General features: G+C 61.0%; 14 protein-coding genes. 5 read left to right on the top strand and 9 right to left on the bottom strand.

Features of this window, described 5'->3' with window-relative positions; all coding sequences use genetic code 11:
- Nucleotides 1–15: 15 nt before the first annotated feature.
- Complete coding sequence (locus QZH45_RS08715; protein ID WP_055136218.1) at nucleotides 16–1848, top strand: ABC transporter ATP-binding protein; 1833 nt, start codon at nucleotides 16–18, stop codon at nucleotides 1846–1848.
- A 194-nt stretch (nucleotides 1849–2042) separates the two neighbouring features.
- Here QZH45_RS08715 and QZH45_RS08710 read toward each other — a convergent pair whose 3' ends face one another.
- Entirely contained in the window at nucleotides 2043–3167 is a 1125-nt protein-coding gene (locus tag QZH45_RS08710) for a GNAT family N-acetyltransferase (protein WP_053192943.1), read from the bottom strand.
- A 281-nt stretch (nucleotides 3168–3448) separates the two neighbouring features.
- Between QZH45_RS08710 and QZH45_RS08705 the strand changes: the two genes are divergently transcribed.
- Nucleotides 3449–4765 carry a putative porin gene (locus QZH45_RS08705; protein ID WP_432783656.1) on the top strand — a complete coding sequence of 439 codons (1317 nt, stop codon included), beginning with the start codon at nucleotides 3449–3451 and terminating at the stop codon, nucleotides 4763–4765.
- 233 nt (nucleotides 4766–4998) lie between these two features.
- Here QZH45_RS08705 and QZH45_RS08700 read toward each other — a convergent pair whose 3' ends face one another.
- The 5 genes from QZH45_RS08700 to aceK all read right to left on the bottom strand — a co-directional run bounded on the left by QZH45_RS08700 (nucleotide 4999) and on the right by aceK (nucleotide 13194).
- Complete coding sequence (locus QZH45_RS08700) at nucleotides 4999–5235, bottom strand: anti-sigma factor family protein (protein WP_024780432.1); 237 nt, start codon at nucleotides 5233–5235, stop codon at nucleotides 4999–5001.
- Nucleotides 5229–5840, bottom strand: a complete 612-nt coding sequence (locus tag QZH45_RS08695; RefSeq protein WP_024780431.1) for an RNA polymerase sigma factor — start codon at nucleotides 5838–5840, stop codon at nucleotides 5229–5231. Before QZH45_RS08695 ends, QZH45_RS08700 begins: the two co-directional genes overlap by 7 nt.
- 77 nt (nucleotides 5841–5917) lie before the next feature.
- The gene (locus tag QZH45_RS08690) at nucleotides 5918–7039 is read right to left on the bottom strand and encodes a beta-ketoacyl-ACP synthase III (protein ID WP_024780430.1); all 1122 of its coding nucleotides are present in this window, start codon (nucleotides 7037–7039) and stop codon (nucleotides 5918–5920) included.
- Between the two features lie 346 nt (nucleotides 7040–7385).
- Nucleotides 7386–11297, bottom strand: a complete 3912-nt coding sequence (gene hrpA, locus QZH45_RS08685) for an ATP-dependent RNA helicase HrpA (RefSeq protein ID WP_055135334.1) — start codon at nucleotides 11295–11297, stop codon at nucleotides 7386–7388.
- Between the two features lie 175 nt (nucleotides 11298–11472).
- Nucleotides 11473–13194: a bifunctional isocitrate dehydrogenase kinase/phosphatase gene (aceK, locus tag QZH45_RS08680; RefSeq protein ID WP_024780428.1), complete on the bottom strand. Its 1722-nt coding sequence runs from the start codon at nucleotides 13192–13194 to the stop codon at nucleotides 11473–11475.
- A 129-nt stretch (nucleotides 13195–13323) separates the two neighbouring features.
- On the opposite strand from aceK, the gene QZH45_RS08675 reads away from it, so the two are divergent.
- Complete coding sequence (locus tag QZH45_RS08675; RefSeq protein ID WP_053192949.1) at nucleotides 13324–14232, top strand: DMT family transporter; 909 nt, start codon at nucleotides 13324–13326, stop codon at nucleotides 14230–14232.
- A 120-nt stretch (nucleotides 14233–14352) separates the two neighbouring features.
- Here QZH45_RS08675 and QZH45_RS08670 read toward each other — a convergent pair whose 3' ends face one another.
- The 3 genes from QZH45_RS08670 to cysK all read right to left on the bottom strand — a co-directional run bounded on the left by QZH45_RS08670 (nucleotide 14353) and on the right by cysK (nucleotide 17676).
- Nucleotides 14353–15216, bottom strand: a complete 864-nt coding sequence (locus tag QZH45_RS08670) for a DMT family transporter (RefSeq protein WP_053192953.1) — start codon at nucleotides 15214–15216, stop codon at nucleotides 14353–14355.
- 339 nt (nucleotides 15217–15555) lie between these two features.
- Nucleotides 15556–16494 carry an aspartyl/asparaginyl beta-hydroxylase domain-containing protein gene (locus QZH45_RS08665; RefSeq protein WP_024780425.1) on the bottom strand — a complete coding sequence of 313 codons (939 nt, stop codon included), beginning with the start codon at nucleotides 16492–16494 and terminating at the stop codon, nucleotides 15556–15558.
- 207 nt (nucleotides 16495–16701) lie between these two features.
- Nucleotides 16702–17676, bottom strand: a complete 975-nt coding sequence (cysK, locus tag QZH45_RS08660) for a cysteine synthase A (protein ID WP_055135328.1) — start codon at nucleotides 17674–17676, stop codon at nucleotides 16702–16704.
- 131 nt (nucleotides 17677–17807) lie between these two features.
- Between cysK and QZH45_RS08655 the strand changes: the two genes are divergently transcribed.
- Nucleotides 17808–18884, top strand: coding sequence for a DUF748 domain-containing protein (locus QZH45_RS08655; protein WP_053192955.1), 1077 nt, complete (start codon nucleotides 17808–17810; stop codon nucleotides 18882–18884).
- Nucleotides 18885–19094: 210 nt separating this feature from the next.
- Complete coding sequence (locus QZH45_RS08650) at nucleotides 19095–19940, top strand: AAA family ATPase (RefSeq protein WP_024780422.1); 846 nt, start codon at nucleotides 19095–19097, stop codon at nucleotides 19938–19940.
- Nucleotides 19941–19974: the final 34 nt, after the last annotated feature.

Here is a 19974-nt window from a genome sequence, read left to right as displayed (position 1 = left end):
CCCGGGCTGTTTACCATGGTTTATCGCCGTTTCGAAAAGCTGATCGACATCTTCCACGACGCCCCCAGTTCTGCCCCGCCGAACCGCGTCCTGCCCTTCTATACGTATTACCTGAGACAAGTCTGGCCGAGCTTCGCCGTCCTGCTGGTGGTGGGCCTGATCGGCGCACTGATCGAAGTGGCGCTGTTCAGTTACCTGAGTCGCATCATCGACCTGGCCCAAGGCACGCCCAACGTCGACTTCTTCAAGATCCATGGTCTGGAACTGGCGTGGATGGCAGTGGTGGCGCTGGTCCTGCGACCCATTTTCGTGGCCTTGCATGACCTGCTGGTGCACCAGACCCTGAGCCCCGGCATGACCAGCCTGATCCGCTGGCAGAACCACAGCTATGTGCTCAAGCAGAGCCTGAATTTTTTCCAGAACGACTTCGCCGGACGCATTGCCCAGCGCATCATGCAGACCGGCAACTCCCTGCGTGACTCAGCGGTGCAGGCCGTGGACGCATTGTGGCACGTGCTGATCTATGCCATCAGCTCGCTGGTGCTGTTCGCCGAAGCCGACTGGCGCCTGATGATTCCCCTGCTGCTGTGGATCGCCGCCTACATCGGCTCGCTCTATTACTTCGTGCCACGAGTCAAAGAGCGCTCGGTGGTGTCGTCCGATGCCCGCTCCAAGCTCATGGGCCGGATCGTCGACGGCTACACCAACATCACCACGCTGAAGCTGTTCGCCCACACTAATTTCGAACAGCAATACGCTCGCGAAGCCATCCAGGAGCAGACCGAAAAAGCCCAGTTGGCCGGCCGCGTGGTGACCAGCATGGACGTGGTTATTACCAGCATGAACGGGCTGCTGATCGTCGGTACCACCGGTCTGGCGCTGTGGCTGTGGACCCAGTCACTGATCAGCGTCGGCGCCATTGCCCTGGCGACCGGGTTGGTGATCCGTATCGTCAACATGTCCGGCTGGATCATGTGGGTAGTCAACGGCATCTTCGAAAACATCGGCATGGTCCAGGACGGCCTGCAGACCATTGCCCAACCGGTCAGCGTCACCGACCGCGAACACGCCAGGCCATTGGTCGTAGGCCGGGGCGAAGTGCGTTTCGAGCATGTGGATTTCCACTACGGCAAGCAGAGCGGTGTGATCGGCGACTTGAACCTGGTGATCAAGCCCGGGGAAAAGATTGGTCTCATCGGCCCGTCCGGCGCGGGGAAATCCACCCTGGTCAACCTGCTGCTGCGTCTTTATGACGTCGAGGCCGGGCGGATCCTCATCGACGGCCAGGACATCGCCGAGGTGAGCCAGGAGAGCCTGCGCGAACGGATCGGCATGATCACCCAGGACACCTCGCTGCTGCACCGCTCGATTCGCGACAACCTGCTTTACGGCAAGCCCGACGCCACCGACGCACAGCTCTGGGAAGCCGTGCGCAAGGCTCGTGCCGATGAGTTCATCCCGCTGCTGTCGGACGCCCAGGGCCGCACCGGCTTCGACGCCCATGTGGGGGAACGCGGCGTGAAACTCTCCGGCGGCCAGCGCCAGCGCATCGCCATTGCCCGGGTGCTGCTCAAGGATGCACCGATCCTGATCATGGACGAAGCGACGTCAGCACTCGACTCGGAAGTGGAAGCGGCGATCCAGGAAAGCCTCGAGACGCTGATGCAAGGCAAGACCGTGATCGCCATCGCCCACCGCCTCTCGACCATTGCCCGGATGGATCGGCTGGTGGTGCTGGAAAACGGCCGCATCGCCGAAACCGGCAGCCACGCCGAACTGCTGGCCCATGGCGGGTTGTACGCGCGGTTGTGGCAGCATCAGACGGGAGGGTTTGTGGGGATCGACTGAAACCTGACTCAACCACCTGTGGCAAGGGGGATTTATCTGTGGCGAGGGGATTCATCCCCGCTGGGCTGCGCAGCAGCCCTAAAGCCTGACACCTCGGTGTATCAGGCAGATTGAGTTGGATCTCTCTTGGGGCTGCTTCGCAGCCCAGCGGGGATGAATCCCCTCGCCACTGGGGTCCATTTCAGCCAGTGGACTCAGCACTGCCGATACGGCAACGCCCCCCTCGCCTCCTCGGCATACGCCAATACTCCCGCCTGCTCCCGAATAAGGAAATCCGCCACCGCCGCTTTCAACCCCGGATGGCGCAAGTAATGCCAGGAGCGGGTAATCACCGGCTCGAAACCGCGAATCAGTTTGTGCTCGCCCTGGGCACCGGCATCGAATCGCCGCAAACCTTGGGCAATCGCGTAGTCCATGCCTTGGTAGAAACAGGTTTCAAAGTGCAGGCGGTCGAATTCTGCCAGGCAGCCCCAGTAGCGCCCATAGAAACTGTCACCCCCTACCAGACTGAACGCCATCGCCACAGACCGTGATCCTTGCCTGGCCAGCACCACGCGAATGGCCTCGGGCATGCGTTCGGCCAGCAGGCTGAAAAATCCCCGGGTCAGGTACGGAGCCTGTCGGCGCACGGCGTAGGTATTGGCGTAGCAGGCGTAGACAAAATCCCACTGCGCCTCGTCCAGTTGATGCCCCTCGAACCACTCGAAGTCAATGCCCTGCCCCGCCACCTGTTCGCGCTCCTTGCGCATCTGCTTGCGCTTTCGGGAGCTGAGTGCGTCGAGAAAATCCTGAAAGTCCCGATAGTCGCGATTATGCCAGTGGTACTGGCAGCCGACCCGCTGCATCCAGTCCTCTTGCGCGGCCAGCGCCTTATCGGTGAAGGGATCGGTAAAGTTGATGTGCGCACTGCTTAGCCCTTCGATTTCCAGGTAGCCCGGCAAACTCTTGAGCAACTCAAAACCGTCCTCGACCGTCGCCGCCAGTAGACGCGGTCCGCTGACAGGGCTGAAAGGCACAGCAGTCAGCAGTTTCGGGTAATAGTCGATGCCGGCACGCTCGCAAGCGTCCGCCCAGCCATGATCGAACACGTACTCGCCGTAGGAATGCCACTTTCGATAGCTGGGCAATGCGGCGATCAACCGGTCACCGTCCGTGTGCAACAAATGCTCGGGCTGCCATCCGGAATGCGGGCCGACACTGCCGCTGTCCTCCAGCGCGCTGAGGAAGGCGTGGCGCAGAAACGGCTGGCTCTGCGGTACCAGGGCATCCCAGGTGCGTGGCGATATTTCAGACAGTCTGTGCAGGCGCTGCAACGGCATCGATTCTTCTCCACTTCGCGATTCAGAGCCTCGCAAGTATCGCTTATCACCGCGAGTTCCACATCTCGCGACGACGACAAGACCTGCCGGAACACGTTCAGAAAAGCCACTGAATCGTCACCGGCGCGCCATCACATTGCCACCACCTTGTCATAAACCATCGCGATACTGGCGCCAGTTTTTAGAGCGCCGGGTTCTAACCCGGTCACGGTTTCCGTCCTTCAACGGTCGGTTGTGTCCCGGATGATCCCGTCATCCCCTCTCATCCTTCGGAGATTGATATGCGTCTTGCTTCCACGAAAACTGCGGCGGCCCTGTGCGGGGGTCTGCTGCTGGCCATGAGTGTACCGGCCAGCGCCGCAGTCGACGCCAAACTGCTCGACATGCTCAAGGCCAACGGTTCGATTACCACCGCGCAGTACACCGAACTGCAAGCCGAACTGGCCCGGGATCAAAAAGAACAACAGATCGCTCGCCAGGCTCAGCAGGAAACCAACGAACAGATCGCCGCGACCGCGAAGAAAGCCAACGAGCTGAGCTCCTTCGACCAGAAACTGGCGTGGGCGGCCAAGACCCAGTTCAAAGGTGACGTGCGCTTCCGTCATGAAACCGTGAAAAACGACGGCGTCTCGAACACCGGTGACCAGGATCGCCAACGTATCCGCGTTCGTCTGGGTACCTACAGCGAAATCAACCCGCAAGTGGACACCGGCATCCGCATCGCCACCGGCAGCGACAACGATTCGCGCTCCACCAACCAAAGTCTGGACAACAACTTCACCAAGAAGGACCTGTGGCTGGACCAGGGTTACGTCGACTACCACCCGGACGCCATCAAGAACCTGCACCTCGTGGGCGGCAAAATGCCCCAGCAATGGGTGAGCATGGGCGACATCATCTGGGATAGCGACATCAGCCCCGAAGGTCTGTCGGCTTCCTACAAGTACCCGCTGGGCGCCAACACCGAATTGTTCGGCAGCGCCGGCCACTACACCCTCAAGGACAACGTGGACGGCGAAGGCAAGCAGTTCCGTCACGATCTGCGACTCTACGCAGGCCAGTTGGGCGCTCGCTTCGCGATCACTGACAATCTGAAAATGACCCTGGGTGGCAGTATCTACGCCTACGATAACGACAACGACATCAACAACACCTGCTCGGCCAACAACTGCCGCCTGGCCATCAACGGCAACAGTGCGAACGAACAATTCAAGCTGTATGAAGGCTTTGGCCAGCTCGACATCGGCGGCCTGCCAATGCCACTGTCGTTGTACGGTCAGGTGGTCAACAACAAGGACGCCAGCAACGATCAGGACATGGGCTGGCTGGTGGGTGCCAAGACCAAAGTCTTCGGCTTCGGCCTGGACTACAACTATCGCGACGTACAGCGTAACGCCGTGGTCGGTGCCTTCACCGACTCCGACTTCGCCAACGGCTTCACCGGTTCGCGTGGCAGCAAGCTGAAAGCGAGCTACGAACTGGACAAGAACTTCTCGCTCGGCGCGACGTACTTCATGGCCGATTCCGACTACACCAACGCCACGCTGAAGGACTCGAAGATCAACACCCTGCAGCTGGATGCTGAAGCGAAGTTCTGATCACCGCTCTACAGCTCGGGCAAGGAAGCTCGACGCGCATCTTTCAACCTGACGTTGCCGCATCGGCCCCATCATCCGTCCGATTCAGCAACGCCAGGCTTTTTTCGTTCAGCCGCCCCCCTGTGGGAGCGAGCCTGCTCGCGATAGCAGTCTGTCAGTTGACGGGGATGTCGGCTGGCACGGCCCCATCGCGAGCAGGCTCGCCCCCACAGGGTGTTGTGGTGACTCAAGATTCAGCGTGAATGCCGGCGGCGCTCGGCGGCGAGTTTTTCGGCGAGGTGATCCAGGTCGGGGACGGGCGGCTCGGGGAGTTTTCTGAGGGTGGCCTGCATCAGCTTCATCTGGCGAATGAAGCGTCGGCAGTTGGGACAGAACATCAAGTGATGACGGACCATCAAGCGTTCGCGAAAGCTCAGTTGGCCGTCGAGATAATCGCTGGAACGCGCCACTTGTTCCTTGCAGGTCAGCATTCGCCGGTCTCCTCGAAATGTTCCACGGTCGCGAAGACCTTTAGCCGGGCGCGATGCAACAGCACGCGTACGTTAGAGAGCGAGATGTCCAGAAGATTACAAATTTCTTCCAGCTCCAGCCCCTGGCGTTCGCGCAAGGTCAACACGCTGCCTTGCAGTTCCGACAGGCTGAGCAGCGTGTGCTCAAGGCAATCGCGCAATTCGCTCTCTGTCAGCAGCGCTTCCGGCGTGTCCTGGTGCCAGGCGAACGGCGCCAGCAGCCAGTGGCCATCGGCGGCGAAACGATCATCGCCCAATGTGCCATGGGGCGATGGCAGGTCGTCGAGCAACACCTCGCGACGGTTCTGCTTGTAGCGCCCCTTCGCAGCGTTGGCAGTAATGGTCAGCAACCAGGTCTTGAGACTGGAACGGCCCTGGAAACCACTGAGGTTGCGCACCACCGACAGCCAGGCGTCCTGCACCACTTCGTCGGCATGGCGGCTACCAACGATGGCATAAGCGACCGCACGCATCGGGCTCTGGTAGGTACTGACCAGTTCCTTGTAGGCACGCTGCTCCCCCGCCAGCAAGCGTTGGAGTAGTTGAGTGTCGTTGGTGGTAGTCATTCAAGCTCTCATATGCCTGACACTATTGTGGCGAGGGGAATTATCCCCTCGCCACAATAAATCCGCTAACAACTGGATCAATGTTTGCGCAGGATCACGCTACCAATCGAATACCCCGCCCCAAACGAACTGAGTACCGCAACCGAGCCACTGGGCAAGTCATCCTGGTTCAGGTGGAACGCAATCACCGAACCCGCCGAGCTGGTATTGGCATAGCGGTCGAGGATCACCGGGGCTTCCTCTTCAGTGGCTTCGCGCCCCAGCAGCTTGCGCACGATCAGGTGATTCATGCTCAGATTAGCCTGGTGCAGCCAGAAGCGCTTCACTTGCTCGACGTTCAACTGGTTTTCTTCCAGATGAGCGCCAATCAGCTCGGCCACCATCGGGCACACATCGCGGAACACCTTTCGGCCTTCCTGGACGAACAGCTTGTCGCGGGTGCCGATGCCCTCTTCCGCGGCGCGGTTGAGGAAGCCGAAGTTGTTGCGGATGTTATTGGAGAACTTGGTGAGCAGCTTGGTGCTGACCACATCGAACTGGTGCGGCGAGGTCGCCAGGTCCGCTCGCTCGATGATCACCGCGGTGGCCGCGTCGCCGAAGATGAAGTGGCTGTCGCGGTCGCGGAAGTTCAGGTGACCGGTGCACACTTCGGGGTTGACCATCAGGATCGCCCGAGCCTGGCCCAGTTGCACGCTGTTGGCCGCGGCCTGGATGCCGAACGTCGCCGAGGAGCAGGCCACGTTCATGTCGAAACCGAACCCTTCGATGCCCAGGGCTTCCTGGACTTCAATGGCGATGGCCGGGTATGCGCGCTGCAAGTTGGAGCAGGCGACGATCACTCCATCGATGTCGGCGACGGTACGGCCGGCACGCTCCAGCGCCTGCTTCGCGGCGCCGATGGCCATTTCGCAGAGCACCGACCATTGCTCATTGGAGCGTTCGGGCAGGCGTGGGGTCATGCGCTGCGGGTCGAGGATACCGTCCTTGTCCATGACAAAGCGGCTCTTGATACCGGAAGCTTTCTCGATAAACGCCGCGCTGGATTCGGTCAACGCCTCGATTTCACCGCGCTCGATGGCTTCGGCGTTGTCGGCATTGAACTGCGCGACATAGGCGTTGAAGGATTGCACCAGCTCTTCATTGGAAATGCTGTTGGCCGGGGTATACAGGCCGGTGCCACTGATGACGACGTTATGCATGGTCGTGTCTCTGATCTGTTCAGGCAGAAAGTATTGGTACCGACGTACCAATACGCAAAGGGTCTTTTCCCATCCTGGGGAAGCAGACCTGGCATCGCTTTATTCCGATCCGCCCGGGGAATTGAAGCTCAAAACCACGGGACCGGCATTTATAGGCGCGAAGTTTGCCATAAACGCTGGCGTTTGGCCCATTCTCCCTCAATCAAGACACAAAACCCTTGTGGAAGATGCAAGGCCCTGTGGGAGCGAGCCTGCTCGCGATAGCGATCTGTCAGTTGATAGGGATGTCGACTGACACTGCCTCATCGCGAGCAGGCTCGCTCCCACAGGGATCAATGGTGTTGCCTCAGGGCTCCACCTGCCCCCATTGCTTGCCCAGGCGCTTGTCCGAAATAGGTACCTTGGTCCCCAACTGCTGGGCGAACAGCGACACTCGGTATTCCTCCAGCCACCAGCGGTAAAGCTCCAGTTGCGGATCGCGCTTGCCTTCCTGGGCGTGTTTGCCGGCGCGGGTCTGGTACTGGGCCCAGAGGTTCGACAGTTCGCCGCTCCAGACCCGGTCTTTCTGCACCTGGCTGCCCAGCTTCTCGAAACGCTGCTCGATCGCCTTGAGGTAGCGCGGCAGCTCCTTGAGCCATTGATGCGGGGTTTCGCGCACGAAGCCCGGGTACACCAGATGACTGAGCTGTTGCTTGATGTCGTTCAGCGCCACGGCCTGGGCCAGGTCGATCTTGCCTTTGAAGCGCTTTTGCAGGCCGTGCCAGAGCTTGAGGATATCCAGGGTCAGCTTCGCCAGGCGTTCGGCGTGTTCGGTCCAGCCGCCGCGCTTGCGCTCGGCCAGGGACGCCAGCGCGGCGCCGTCACGGGGCAGGTTCGCTTCGCCTTCCAGCACACAGCTGTCGAGACTGGCCAGCAGGATGTCTTCCACCAGGTTGTCGATGCGTCCCAGTTCGCGGTAGAGCAAGCCCAGTTCCGTCAGCCCCGGCAATTTGCTCCGCAGGAACTTGGCCGACTCCGCCAACTGCTGCATCAACAACCGTTGCAAGGCGCGGCGATGCTGGTACTCGGCTTCGGCCGGGGTAGGGAAACGCCCCTCCTTGACCACACCGCCCTCCTCCACCAACGCCGGATACACCGTCATCGACAACCCGGCGATCTTCTGCTGGGTCTTTTCCGCCACCGGAGCGAAGACTTTGGCTTCCACCGGCGCCTGGCTTTTCGCGGTTTGCGGCACGGCCAAGGCAGCCTGGCTGGCTTCGGCAAAACGCGCTGTCAGCTCGGCCAGGTCGCGACCCTCGCCGAGGAACTTGCCCTGGCCGTCGACGATTTCCAGGTTCATGCGCAGGTGACCTTCCACTTGCTGCGCCGCTTCGGCCCAGGCTTCGTCGCTGACCCGCGCGCCGGTCATGCGCAGCAGCTCGCGGCCCAGGGATTGCGGCAACGAACCTTCGGCGAAGGTAATGCGTTGCAGCGCCGCCTTGACGAAGTCCGGCACCGGCACGAAGTTCTTGCGCAGGGCCTTGGGCAGGTTGCGCACCAGGGCAATGCACTTGGCCTCGATCATGCCGGGCACCAGCCACTCCAGGCGCTCCGGCGGCAGCATCGGCAACAGCGGCGCCGGCACCCGCAATGTCACGCCGTCGCGGGGATGGTTGGGTTCGAAGTGGTAGCTGAGGGGCAACGTCAGGTCGCCGACGCGCAACGTGTCGGGGAAGTGCGCGGCGGTCACTTCGCTGGCCTCGCGAGCCAACACGTCCTCTTCGCGCATGATCAACAACTGTGGGTCTTTCTGGCTGTTGATCCGGTACCAACTGTCGAACGTCGCGGTCTGGTGGATCTCGGCCGGCAACCGTGCGTCATAGAACGCGAACAGGGTTTCCTCGTCCGCCAGGATGTCACGGCGCCGGGCCTTGGCTTCCAGCTCGTCGAGTTGCTCCAGCAATCGGGTATTGGCCGCCAGGCACTTGGCCTTGGACTGGATCTCGCCACGCACCAAGGCTTCGCGGATGAACAGCTCCCGCGACACCACCGGGTCCACCGGCCCGTAATGCACCGGCCGACGGCCGACCACGATCAGCCCGAACAGGGTGATCTGTTCATACGCCACCACCTGTCCGCGCTTCTTCTCCCAATGGGGTTCGAAGTGGTTTTTCTTGATCAGGTGCCCGGCCAGCGGTTCGATCCAGTCCGGTTCGATCTTGGCGACCATGCGCGCATACAGCTTGGTGGTTTCCACCAGTTCGGCGGTCATCAGCCACTGCGGACGCTTCTTGCCCAGCCCCGACGAAGGGTGGACCCAGAAGCGCCGTTGGCGAGCGCCCAGGTAGTCGCCGTCTTCGGTTTTCTGGCCGATCTGGCTCAACAGGCCCGAGAGCACCGCTTTGTGCAGTTTCGGGTAGTCGGCCGGGTCCTTGTTGAGGCTCAACTGCATGTCGCGGCAGATCAGGCTCAACTGGCGATGGGCGTCGCGCCATTCGCGCAGGCGCAAGTAATTGAGGAAGTTCTTGCGGCACCAGTTGCGCAACGGGCTGGCCGTCAAGGCCTGGCGTTGTTCTTCAAAACCGCGCCACAGATTAACCAGCCCGGCAAAGTCCGAGTCCGGATCCTTCCATTGAGCGTGGGCCTGGTCGGCGGCCTGTTGACGTTCGGGCGGACGCTCTCGCGGATCCTGGATCGACATGGCGCTGGCGACAATCAGCACTTCCTGCAGGCTGCCCAGCTTCGCCGCTTCCAGCAACATGCGCCCCATGCGCGGGTCCACCGGCAAGCGCGCCAACTGACGGCCCAACGGGGTCAGTTGGCTGTTGCGGTCCACTGCCGACAATTCTTGCAGCAGGTTGAAACCGTCGCTGATGGCCTTGCCATCCGGCGGCTCGATGAACGGGAAATCAGTGATCTCGCCCAGGCGCAGATGGAGCATCTGCAGGATCACCGCCGCCAGGTTGGTGCGCAGGATCTCGGGGTCGGTAAATTCCGGCCGTCCGAGGAAATCTTCTTCGCTGTACAGCCGTACGCAAATCCCCGGCTCGACCCGCCCGCAACGCCCCTTGCGCTGGTTGGCGCTGGCCTGGGAAATGGCTTCGATGGGCAGGCGCTGGACCTTGGCGCGATAGCTGTAGCGGCTGATCCGCGCGGTGCCGCTATCGATCACGTAGCGGATGCCCGGCACGGTGAGCGAGGTTTCGGCGACGTTGGTCGCCAGCACCACACGACGGCCCGGGTGGGACTGGAAGATCCGCTGTTGTTCGGCCGGGGACAAGCGCGCATACAACGGCAAGATCTCGGTGTGCTTGAGCTGGGCCTTGCGCAGCATTTCCGCCGCGTCACGAATCTCCCGCTCCCCCGGCAGGAACACCAGCACATCGCCGGGGCTGCGGCGCTCGCTGCGCTCATGGGCGGCGATTTCATCGAGGGTGGCGAGAATCGCCTGGTCGACGGTCAGGTCGTCCTCGACGCGGTTGCCCTCTTCGTCCTGCTCAAGGGTCAGCGGGCGATACCAGGTTTCCACCGGGAAGGTGCGGCCCGAGACTTCCACGATCGGCGCGTCATCGAAGTGCCTGGAGAAGCGCTCCAGGTCGATGGTCGCCGAGGTGATGATGACTTTCAGGTCCGGACGGCGCGGCAGCAGGGTCTTGAGATAACCCAACAGAAAATCGATGTTCAGGCTGCGCTCGTGGGCTTCGTCGACGATGATCGTGTCGTAGCGCTCGAGGTAGCGGTCGTTCTGGGTCTCGGCCAGCAGGATGCCGTCGGTCATCAGCTTGATCAGGGTGTTGGTGTCGCTCTGGTCTTCGAACCGCACCTGATAACCCACCAGCGCGCCCAACGGCGTCGCCAGTTCCTCGGCGACCCGGCTCGCCACGCTGCGGGCGGCAATCCGGCGTGGCTGGGTGTGGCCGATCAGGCCATGCTGGCCGCGCCCGATTTCCAGGCAGATCTTCGGCAACTGCGTGGTTTTGCCCGACCCGGTTTCGCCGGCAATGATCAGCACCTGGTGCTTGAGCAGCGCCTCCTTGATTTCGTCACGCTTGGCGGCAATCGGCAGATTGTCGTCGTAGCGAATCAACGGCAGGCTGGCCTTGCGCGCCAGCACCTGGTCACACGACGCCTGCATGCGCGCCACCCACTGGGCCAGCTTGGCCTCATCGGGTTTCTTGCGCAGCTCGAGCAACTGCCGCCGCAACCGGTGACGGTCGGCGAGCATGGCGTGGTCGAGGTTCTTCAGCAGTTTGTCGATAGCGGGGGCTTGGTCAGTCATCAGGTACGCAAGGGTCGTCGGTTTTATGCAGGGGGCGATTGTCGCAGATTTGCGCCCCTGTGGGAGCAAGGCTTGCCCGCGATGACGGAGGGTCCAACTTGCATCAATGTCAATTTTCGGACCGTTGTCGCGAGCAAGCTTTGCTCCCACAGGGGTGTTGCCCAAACTCCAAAGGTTATTCGCTATCCAGATCCTTGCGCCGATACGGGAACACATCAATCACCTTCCCCGCCCGAATGGCCTCTTGCAGGCCTTTCCAGTAATCGGCGTTGTACAGCTCGCCGTGCAACTGGTCGAACAGCTTGCGCTGCCCGGCGTCGGCGAACAGGAAGGGTGGGAATTCTTCTGGGAAGACGTCCAGCGGACCGATGGAGTACCACGGTTCGGAGGCCATTTCGTCTTCAGGGGTGCGCGGCTGGGGGATGTGACGGAAGTTGGCTTCGGTGAGGAAGCAGATCTCGTCGTAGTCGTAGAACACCACGCGACCATGGCGGGTCACGCCGAAATTCTTGAGCAGCATGTCGCCGGGAAAGATGTTCGCCGCCGCCAATTGCTTGATGGCCAGGCCATAGTCCTCCAGCGCCTCGCGCACCTGGGCCTCGCTGGCGTTTTCCAGATAGAGGTTCAGCGGTGTCATGCGCCGCTCGGTCCAGCAGTGACGAATCAGCACCGTATTGCCTTCTACTGACACCGTGGAGGGCGCCACGTCCAGCAGCTCCTGGAGGCAAGTCGGTTCGAATTTTTCCAAGGGAAAACGGAAATCGGCGAACTCCTGGGTATCGGCCATTCGCCCGACCCGGTCGACACTCTTCACCAACCGGTACTTCTCGATCACCGTGGCGCGGTCGACGTTTTTCGATGGCGAGAAACGGTCCTTGATGATCTTGAACACCGTATTGAATCCCGGCAACGTGAACACGCTCATGACCATGCCACGCACTCCTGGCGCCATGATGAACTGGTCATCGGTGGTCGCCAGGTGATTGATCAGGGCCCGGTAGAATTCGGACTTGCCGTGCTTGTAGAAGCCGATGGAGGTGTACAGTTCGGCGACGTGTTTGCCAGGCAGGATACGCTTGAGGAAGCCGATGAATTCCGCCGGCACCGGCACGTCTACCATGAAGTATGAGCGGGTAAACGAGAAGATGATCGAGACTTGGGCCTCGTCGGTGATCAGCGCGTCGATCTGGATGCCCCGCCCCTCGCGGTGCAGCAGCGGAATCACCAGCGGCCATTGGTCATCGCGGGTGAAGATCCGGCCAACCAGGTAAGCGCCTTTGTTGCGATAGAGCACTGACGAAAACAGCTCCACGGTCAGTTCCGGGTCCTTGCAGACCCAATCCGGCAGGTTTTCCCGCAGTTGGGCCTCGAGGCGCTGCAGGTCACCCGCCAGGTCGGCGTAGTCCTCGCTGAAACGGAAGTCGGCGAAGATGCCCGCGAGCATCCGGTCCAGTTGTCCCTGGGGCTTGTAGGTGCGGGTCTGCGCGGAGCGGGCCCGGCGCAGACTCGGCCGGGTGGTGTGGATGAACATGGTGCCGTCGCTGATCAGGTCATGGCTGAAGAGGCCACAGAAAATCGAGTTGTACCAGGTCTCGGACAGCTCATCGTCGAAACGCAGGTCGATCAGACTGATATAGGCACTTTTCACCAGTGGCCAGCAGCCGACATCCATCAGCGCCTCGGCGTCGAAGGCCGTACGCAGCCGGGCCACGGTTTCGAAGACCTTTTCTTCATACAGATTGATCCGCGCCGCCGACGCCGCTTGGGCCTCCTGCCATCGGGCCTGCTCGAACCGGGCACGGGCACCGTCGGTAATCTGCCGGAAATGCTCACGATAATCGTCGAAGCCGTCGAGAATCGAGCGGGCGATATCGCTGGCGGGCCATGGCTGCGGCATAGGTAGAACCTCGGCGGGACGTCTTGTCATGAGCGGCTGAGCTTAGAGGCCAATCACGCGGCAACGCAACCATTGCCATCAGTCCACAGGAGGGCGACACTTGCGAGCCAACCATGGAAGGAATCCTTCGTGAACCCCGTCGATCTCCTGCGTCTGCTGTCATTGGCCGCCATCTGGGGGGCGAGCTTCCTGTTCATGCGCATTATCGCGCCCGTCATCGGCACGATCCCCACGGCCTTTTTTCGCGTCTCCATCGCCTTCGTCGGGTTGGTGGTGATCCTGGCCCTGATGCGGGTCGACTGGAATTTCCGTGGCAAGCTGAAAGTCGCGATGGGGCTGGGCCTGATCAACTCGGGCATTCCCGCGACGTTCTATTCCTTGGCGGCCCAGACCCTTCCAGCCGGTTACTCGGCGATTTTCAACGCCACGACGCCGTTGATGGGGGTGTTGATCGGCGGGCTGTTCTTCAGCGAGCAGCTCACGGTGGCCAAGGTCAGCGGCGTGTTCCTGGGACTGCTCGGCGTCGGCATCCTGACCCGCGCCGGCCCGGTGGCCTTCGACCTGCAACTGCTGATGGGCGCCCTCGCCTGCCTGATGGCCACCACCTGTTACGGCTTCGCCGGATTCCTCACCCGGCGCTGGCTCGATCATCAAGGCGGGTTGGACAGCCGTCTCTCCGCCCTGGGGAGCATGTTCGGCGCCACAGTGTTCCTGCTGCCGCTGTTCGGTTACAGCGTCATCAGCCAACCCCCGGCCAGCTGGGGTGGCTGGAGCGTCTGGCTGTCACTGCTGGGGTTGGGGCTGGTGTGCACCGCGCTGGCGTACATCCTTTATTTCCGGTTGCTCAGCGCCATCGGGCCGGTCAAATCCATGACCGTTACCTTCCTGATCCCGCCCTTCGGCGTGCTGTGGGGGGCGTTGTTGCTGGATGAGCCGTTGGGGATGGCGCATCTGTATGGCGGGGTGCTGATTGCGGCAGCGTTGTGGCTGGTGTTGAAACCGGCGGCGCAGAAGCCGGTCGAGGTGTCCGCGCGATAGCACATCGGCGCATTTGAGCATGTCATCGCGGGCAAGCCTTGCTCCCACAGGTTATGCGACGTCCTGTGGGGGCATGGCTTGCCCGCGATGGCGGTACTGCAGTCACTGAACCGCTAATGGCTAGCGGCGCTTACGAAACACAAACACCAGCCCGATGATGATCAGCACCATCCCCAGCAAGCTCAACAGCGCCAGCCGGTTGCCGAATACCAGGTAATCCATGACTGCCGTCACTGCCGGCACCAGGTAGAACAGGCTGGTGACATTCACCAGATTACCCCGTGCAATCAGCCGGTACAGCAGCAAGGTCGCCAGCACCGAGACCACCAACCCCATCCACAACACCGGCATGATGAAGCCCCCGTTGCTCTCGAAATGGAATGGCTGGAACGGTACGAACACCGCGCACAGCAAAAGCCCGGCCAGGTACTGCACCGGCAGCGTGCCGAGGGGATTATCGGTAATGCGTTTCTGCATGATCGAGCCGGCGGTCATGGACACCAGTGCCAGCAAGCCGCACAGCATTCCGGTCAAGGAGATCCCGGCCAACCCGATGCCCTGGTACACCACCATGACCAACCCGACCAACCCGAGCGCCAGGCCGAACAGACGCGACCAGGAGCGCTGACGTTCAACGAGTACCACCGTGAGGATCGGTTGTACGCCCATCAGGGTGGCCATTACGCCAGGGGTCACGTTCATTTGCAGGGCCAGCAGATAAAAAATCTGATAGGCACCCAGCAGCACCAATCCAGTAGTGGCGGCAAAGATCATCGGCTTGCCGACCTTGGGCAGCTTGAACCTGAACACCGGGATCAACAGCACCAATGCGCACAGCGCAATGGCAAACCGGATCAGCAGGAAAGCAAAAGGTGAAGCGTGGGCCAGGCCCAGTTTGGAAAAGATTGCCCCGCTGCTCCACAGCAGGACGAACAGGCTCGTGGAAGCCGCCGCCAACAAGGCGTTTTTGGATAGGGAAAACATGGATACCACCTGTAGTCAGGCAAAAGCCAACTCAGCCGAAGCTGAAGTCCAGTAGTTTTTTCAGGCAGGCACAGGGGATGGCAACCGTTGCCGATCAGCCCTGAACGCCAACACCCGGCGGTGATACGACGGCGTATACCGGTGGGCTACTGACAGGAGGGGGGTATTGACCGATCTGCACAGGCTGCTGATTCCCGCACGGCACGACGCCAGCGTTGAACGCTGGAACCACAACCGCGATGACAGGGGATACAGGCATGAGCCGATCTCTTTGGAGAGGTGGGTTCGAAAACCCGACGAGCGCTGACTATAACCAGCGCCCGACGCATTGCGCAACGGTTAACCGAACAACCAATAGCCAAGGGCCGTGAGCACCAGCACCGCCAGCACCGGTCGCATCACCCGGTACACCTTGGGGTACTTGCGTTTCCATTGCTTGACCCGGCCGCTGATACCATCGCTGAACGACTTGCTCCAGGCGTAGGCCTGGTTGATGCCGCCAACGCGTTCGTCATCCAGATTCTGTGGAGCGGTGGCGCGGCCGAGGATGCCACTGACAGCGCGATTTAGACGGGTCATCAAGCGGTTGCTCAAGGGGCGCTCGATATCGCAGAACAGGATCACCCGAGTCTGTGCTGTTTCATTCTTGACCCAGTGCACGTAGGTTTCATCGAACATCACATCTTCGCCGTCGCGCCACGCATAGATCTGGCCATCGACGAAGATCCGGCAATCGTCGGAGTTGGGTGTGGAGAGCCCCAGGTGATAGCGCAACGAGCCGGCGAACGGATCGCGGTGCGGGTTCAAATGGCTGTCGCCGGGCAGCAGTGCGAACATCGCGCCGCGGACATTGGGAATCCGGTTGACCAGCTCGACGGTCCTGGGACACAGCAGTTCGGCCGATGGCAGCGGTTTGTCGTACCACTTGAGGTAAAAGCGCTTCCAGCCTTTCTTGAAGAACGAGCCGAAGCCGGCGTCGTTGTTCTTTTCGGCAGCCCGGATGTAACCCTCGTCGAACAGGTGCATCGCCTCGTCACGGATGACCTGCCAGTTGTCCTTGAGCACATCCAGTTCGGGAAACTTGCTGCGGTCCAGGTACGGCCTGGAAGGTACGCCGGAGAACAGGTACATCAATGTGTTATAGGGGGCGAACAGCGCCGAATGGTTGACGAACTGGCGCAATACCGGCAAACGGGCCTTGCCGCGCAGGTGCACGTAAAGGGTACTGCCCAGAAACAGCAGCAGTACCGACGCCTTGGCGACAAACGAAACGGTCATTCATAACTCCTTGTCAAAAAACAACGGGGGCAACGTCAACTGCCCGACATGGCGGGGAGCGATGCTAAATGCTCTTGCCCCGGGTAAAAATCGTCTGACGCAATATTCACTATTGTGCAGGACGCAATAAACCTGACAGGCGTCACCTGAACCCTGCCTGACGCCAGTCAAAACACCTTCAGTCCTGTTGAAGGCTTCGCCACTGGGTTACTGCTGGCTTTCCTGTTCGGTAAACAGATCACTGAACAGCATGCTCGACAAGTACCGCTCGCCCGAATCCGGCAGGATCACCACGATCGTCTTGCCCTGCATCTCCGGTTTTTCCGCCAGGCGTGCGGCCACGGCCATCGCCGCGCCACAAGAGATGCCACAGAGAATGCCTTCTTCCTGCATCAAGCGCAGAGCCATGGCCTTGGACTCATCGTCCGTCACCCGTTCAACCTGATCGACCATCGACAGATCCAGGTTCTCCGGGACAAATCCGGCGCCAATCCCCTGGATCTTGTGGGGGCTGGGCTTGATTTCCTGGCCCGCCAGCGCCTGGGTGATCACCGGCGAACTCTCCGGCTCCACCGCCACCGAGAGGATCGGCTTGCCGCAGGTGTTCTTGATATAGCGGGAAATCCCGGTAATGGTTCCGCCAGTGCCCACGCCTGCCACCAGCACGTCCACCGCGCCGTCGGTGTCGTTCCAGATTTCCGGGCCGGTGGTTTTTTCGTGGATTGCCGGGTTCGCCGGGTTATCGAACTGCTGCGGCATGAAGTAACTGGACGGGTCGCTGGCAGCAATCTCGGCAGCTTTGTCGATAGCCCCCTTCATGCCCTTGGCCGGTTCGGTCAGCACCAGTTCGGCGCCGAGAGCCTTGAGCACCTTGCGCCGTTCGATGCTCATCGAGGCCGGCATGGTCAGCATCAACTTGTAGCCACGAGCGGCGGCGACGAACGCCAGGCCGATTCCGGTATTGCCCGAGGTCGGCTCGACGATGGTCATGCCCGGCTTGAGCCTGCCGGTGCTTTCAGCGTCCCAGATCATGTTCGCGCCGATCCGGCATTTGACCGAATACCCCGGGTTGCGCCCTTCGATCTTGGCCAGGATGGTCACGCCGCGCGGAGCAATGCGATTGATCTGCACCAGTGGCGTATTGCCGATGGAATGGGCGTTGTCAGCGTAGATACGGCTCATGACTAGGTCCTTAGTGATGCGTGAATTCAAGCGCCTAAAGGTATGCCCGTTGCCCAAGGGCGTCCAGTTGCACCGAACGTTCGCAGTGCTGTAACGGTCAATGCTTTTAATATTGCCGGAGACTGAATGACATGAAGCGTCGATACAGCTGGCCACTATGGACCCTCGCGGCCATCGTTGCGGTGCTGGTGGCCCTGCATTTCACGTTGCCCTACCTCGTGCGCAATTACCTGAACGACAAACTGGCCGACATGGGCGATTACCGGGGCCAGGTCGTTGACGTGGACCTGGCGCTATGGCGCGGGGCCTACCGGATCAACGGTCTGAAAATCATCAAGGTCGACGGCAAGGTCCCGGTACCGTTCGTCGACGCCCCTCTGGTTGATCTGTCCGTCAGCTGGCACTCGCTGTGGTATGACCACGCAGTGGTGGCCGAGGCAGAGTTCGCCCGGCCCGAAGTGAACTTTGTCGATGGCGGTGGCAACCGACAGGACTCCCAGACCGGCCAAGGCACCAACTGGCGCGAGCAACTGAGCAAACTGCTGCCCATTACGTTCAACGAGGTGCGGATCAGGGACGGCAAAGTGACCTTTCGCAACTTCAACTCCAAGCCACCAGTCAACCTGCGGGCAACCGACGTCAACGCCAGCTTCTATAACCTGACCAATGTGGTCGACACCGAAGGCAAGCGCGACGCTCGTTTCGAGGGCAAGGCCCTGGTGGCCGAACACGCGCCGCTGGAGGTGCAAGCCACTTTCGATCCGTTGAGCAAGTTCGAGGATTTCGACTTCCGCCTGAGGGCCAGGAACGTCGAACTCAAGCGCCTGAACGATTTCGCCGCGGCCTATGGCAAGTTCGACTTCAACGCCGGTCATGGTGACCTGGTAATCGAGGCTGAGGCGAACAACGCCAAACTCAGCGGCTACATCAAACCGCTGCTGCGGGATGTGGATGTATTCAATTGGCAGCAGGACGTGGAAAACGAGAAAAAGAACATTTTCCGCTCGATCTGGGAAGCATTGGTCGGCGCAGGCGAAACCGCCCTGAAGAACCAGCGCAAGAACCAGTTCGCTACCCGGGTTGAACTCAGCGGCAATGTCCATCAACAGGACATCAGCGCCTTCGAAGCCTTCCTGCAGATCCTGCGCAACGGTTTCGTCGAGGCCTTCAACGCGCGCTACGAGCAGCCGCCGCCGTCGAAGGATTAGCACGTGGCGAGGGAGCAAGCGCCCTCGCCACAACCGCCCTCCTTTATCCGGCCACCCGCCGAGACCGGGTCAACATGTGACGCCCCATTCAGAGACTGAATACAGCGTCTGCGTTCACAGTCGGCGGGACGTCGCGCTATAGTCGAGCACGACATTTTATTTCGCGCCCCCCGCCTCGCCGGGCCAGCGACACGTTCGAGGAAATTGCAGATGAAGTTCGAAGGCACCAGCGCCTACGTGGCCACCGATGACCTGAAGCTGGCCGTGAACGCCGCCATCACTCTGGAGCGGCCGTTGCTGGTCAAGGGCGAGCCGGGCACCGGCAAGACCATGCTGGCCGAACAACTGGCGCAGTCCTTCGGCGCGCGTCTGATCACTTGGCACATCAAGTCCACTACCAAGGCCCACCAGGGCCTGTACGAGTACGACGCGGTCAGCCGCCTTCGGGACTCGCAACTGGGGGTGGACAAGGTCCATGACGTGCGCAACTACTTGAAGAAGGGCAAGCTCTGGGAGGCTTTCGAGTCCGAAGAGCGGGTCATTCTGCTGATCGACGAAATCGACAAGGCCGACATCGAGTTCCCCAACGACCTGCTGCAGGAACTCGACAAAATGGAGTTCTACGTCTACGAGACCGATGAAACCATCAAGGCCAAGCAGCGCCCGATCATCATTATTACCTCCAACAACGAGAAGGAGCTGCCGGACGCATTCCTGCGCCGCTGCTTCTTCCACTACATTGCCTTCCCGGACCGCGTCACCCTGCAGAAAATCGTCGATGTGCACTACCCGGACATCAAGAAGGACCTGGTCAGCGAAGCGCTGGACGTGTTCTTCGACGTGCGCAAAGTACCGGGCCTGAAGAAGAAACCCTCTACTTCCGAGCTGGTGGATTGGCTCAAGCTGCTGATGGCCGACAACATCGGCGAGGCGGTACTGCGCGAGCGCGACCCGACCAAGGCCATTCCGCCGCTGGCCGGTGCCCTGGTCAAGAACGAACAGGACGTGCAGCTGCTTGAGCGCCTGGCGTTCATGAGCCGTCGCGGCACGCGTTGAGCCCTCTTCGTCAACAAGCGCGAGGGCCACTGCC

Source organism: Pseudomonas corrugata, from assembly GCF_050920615.1.
Taxonomy (GTDB): domain Bacteria; phylum Pseudomonadota; class Gammaproteobacteria; order Pseudomonadales; family Pseudomonadaceae; genus Aquipseudomonas; species Aquipseudomonas corrugata.
The sequence above is the reverse complement of the archived record's forward strand: the minus strand, read 5'-3'. Positions and strand labels throughout refer to the sequence as shown.

Excerpts from the sequence above, each read along its gene's own strand:
- QZH45_RS08700 (WP_024780432.1), bottom strand. The coding sequence starts at position 5,235 with ATGCTGACCTGCAAGGAACAAGTGGCGCGTTCCAGCGATTATCTCGAC.
- QZH45_RS08665 (WP_024780425.1), bottom strand. The coding sequence starts at position 16,494 with ATGACCGTTTCGTTTGTCGCCAAGGCGTCGGTACTGCTGCTGTTTCTG.
- hrpA (WP_055135334.1), bottom strand. The coding sequence starts at position 11,297 with ATGACTGACCAAGCCCCCGCTATCGACAAACTGCTGAAGAACCTCGAC.
- QZH45_RS08715 (WP_055136218.1), top strand. The coding sequence starts at position 16 with ATGGTTTATCGCCGTTTCGAAAAGCTGATCGACATCTTCCACGACGCC.
- QZH45_RS08655 (WP_053192955.1), top strand. The coding sequence starts at position 17,808 with ATGAAGCGTCGATACAGCTGGCCACTATGGACCCTCGCGGCCATCGTT.
- QZH45_RS08690 (WP_024780430.1), bottom strand. The coding sequence starts at position 7,039 with ATGCATAACGTCGTCATCAGTGGCACCGGCCTGTATACCCCGGCCAAC.
- aceK (WP_024780428.1), bottom strand. The coding sequence starts at position 13,194 with ATGCCGCAGCCATGGCCCGCCAGCGATATCGCCCGCTCGATTCTCGAC.
- QZH45_RS08670 (WP_053192953.1), bottom strand. The coding sequence starts at position 15,216 with ATGTTTTCCCTATCCAAAAACGCCTTGTTGGCGGCGGCTTCCACGAGC.
- QZH45_RS08710 (WP_053192943.1), bottom strand. The coding sequence starts at position 3,167 with ATGCCGTTGCAGCGCCTGCACAGACTGTCTGAAATATCGCCACGCACC.
- QZH45_RS08705 (WP_432783656.1), top strand. The coding sequence starts at position 3,449 with ATGCGTCTTGCTTCCACGAAAACTGCGGCGGCCCTGTGCGGGGGTCTG.
- QZH45_RS08650 (WP_024780422.1), top strand. The coding sequence starts at position 19,095 with ATGAAGTTCGAAGGCACCAGCGCCTACGTGGCCACCGATGACCTGAAG.
- QZH45_RS08695 (WP_024780431.1), bottom strand. The coding sequence starts at position 5,840 with ATGACTACCACCAACGACACTCAACTACTCCAACGCTTGCTGGCGGGG.
- cysK (WP_055135328.1), bottom strand. The coding sequence starts at position 17,676 with ATGAGCCGTATCTACGCTGACAACGCCCATTCCATCGGCAATACGCCA.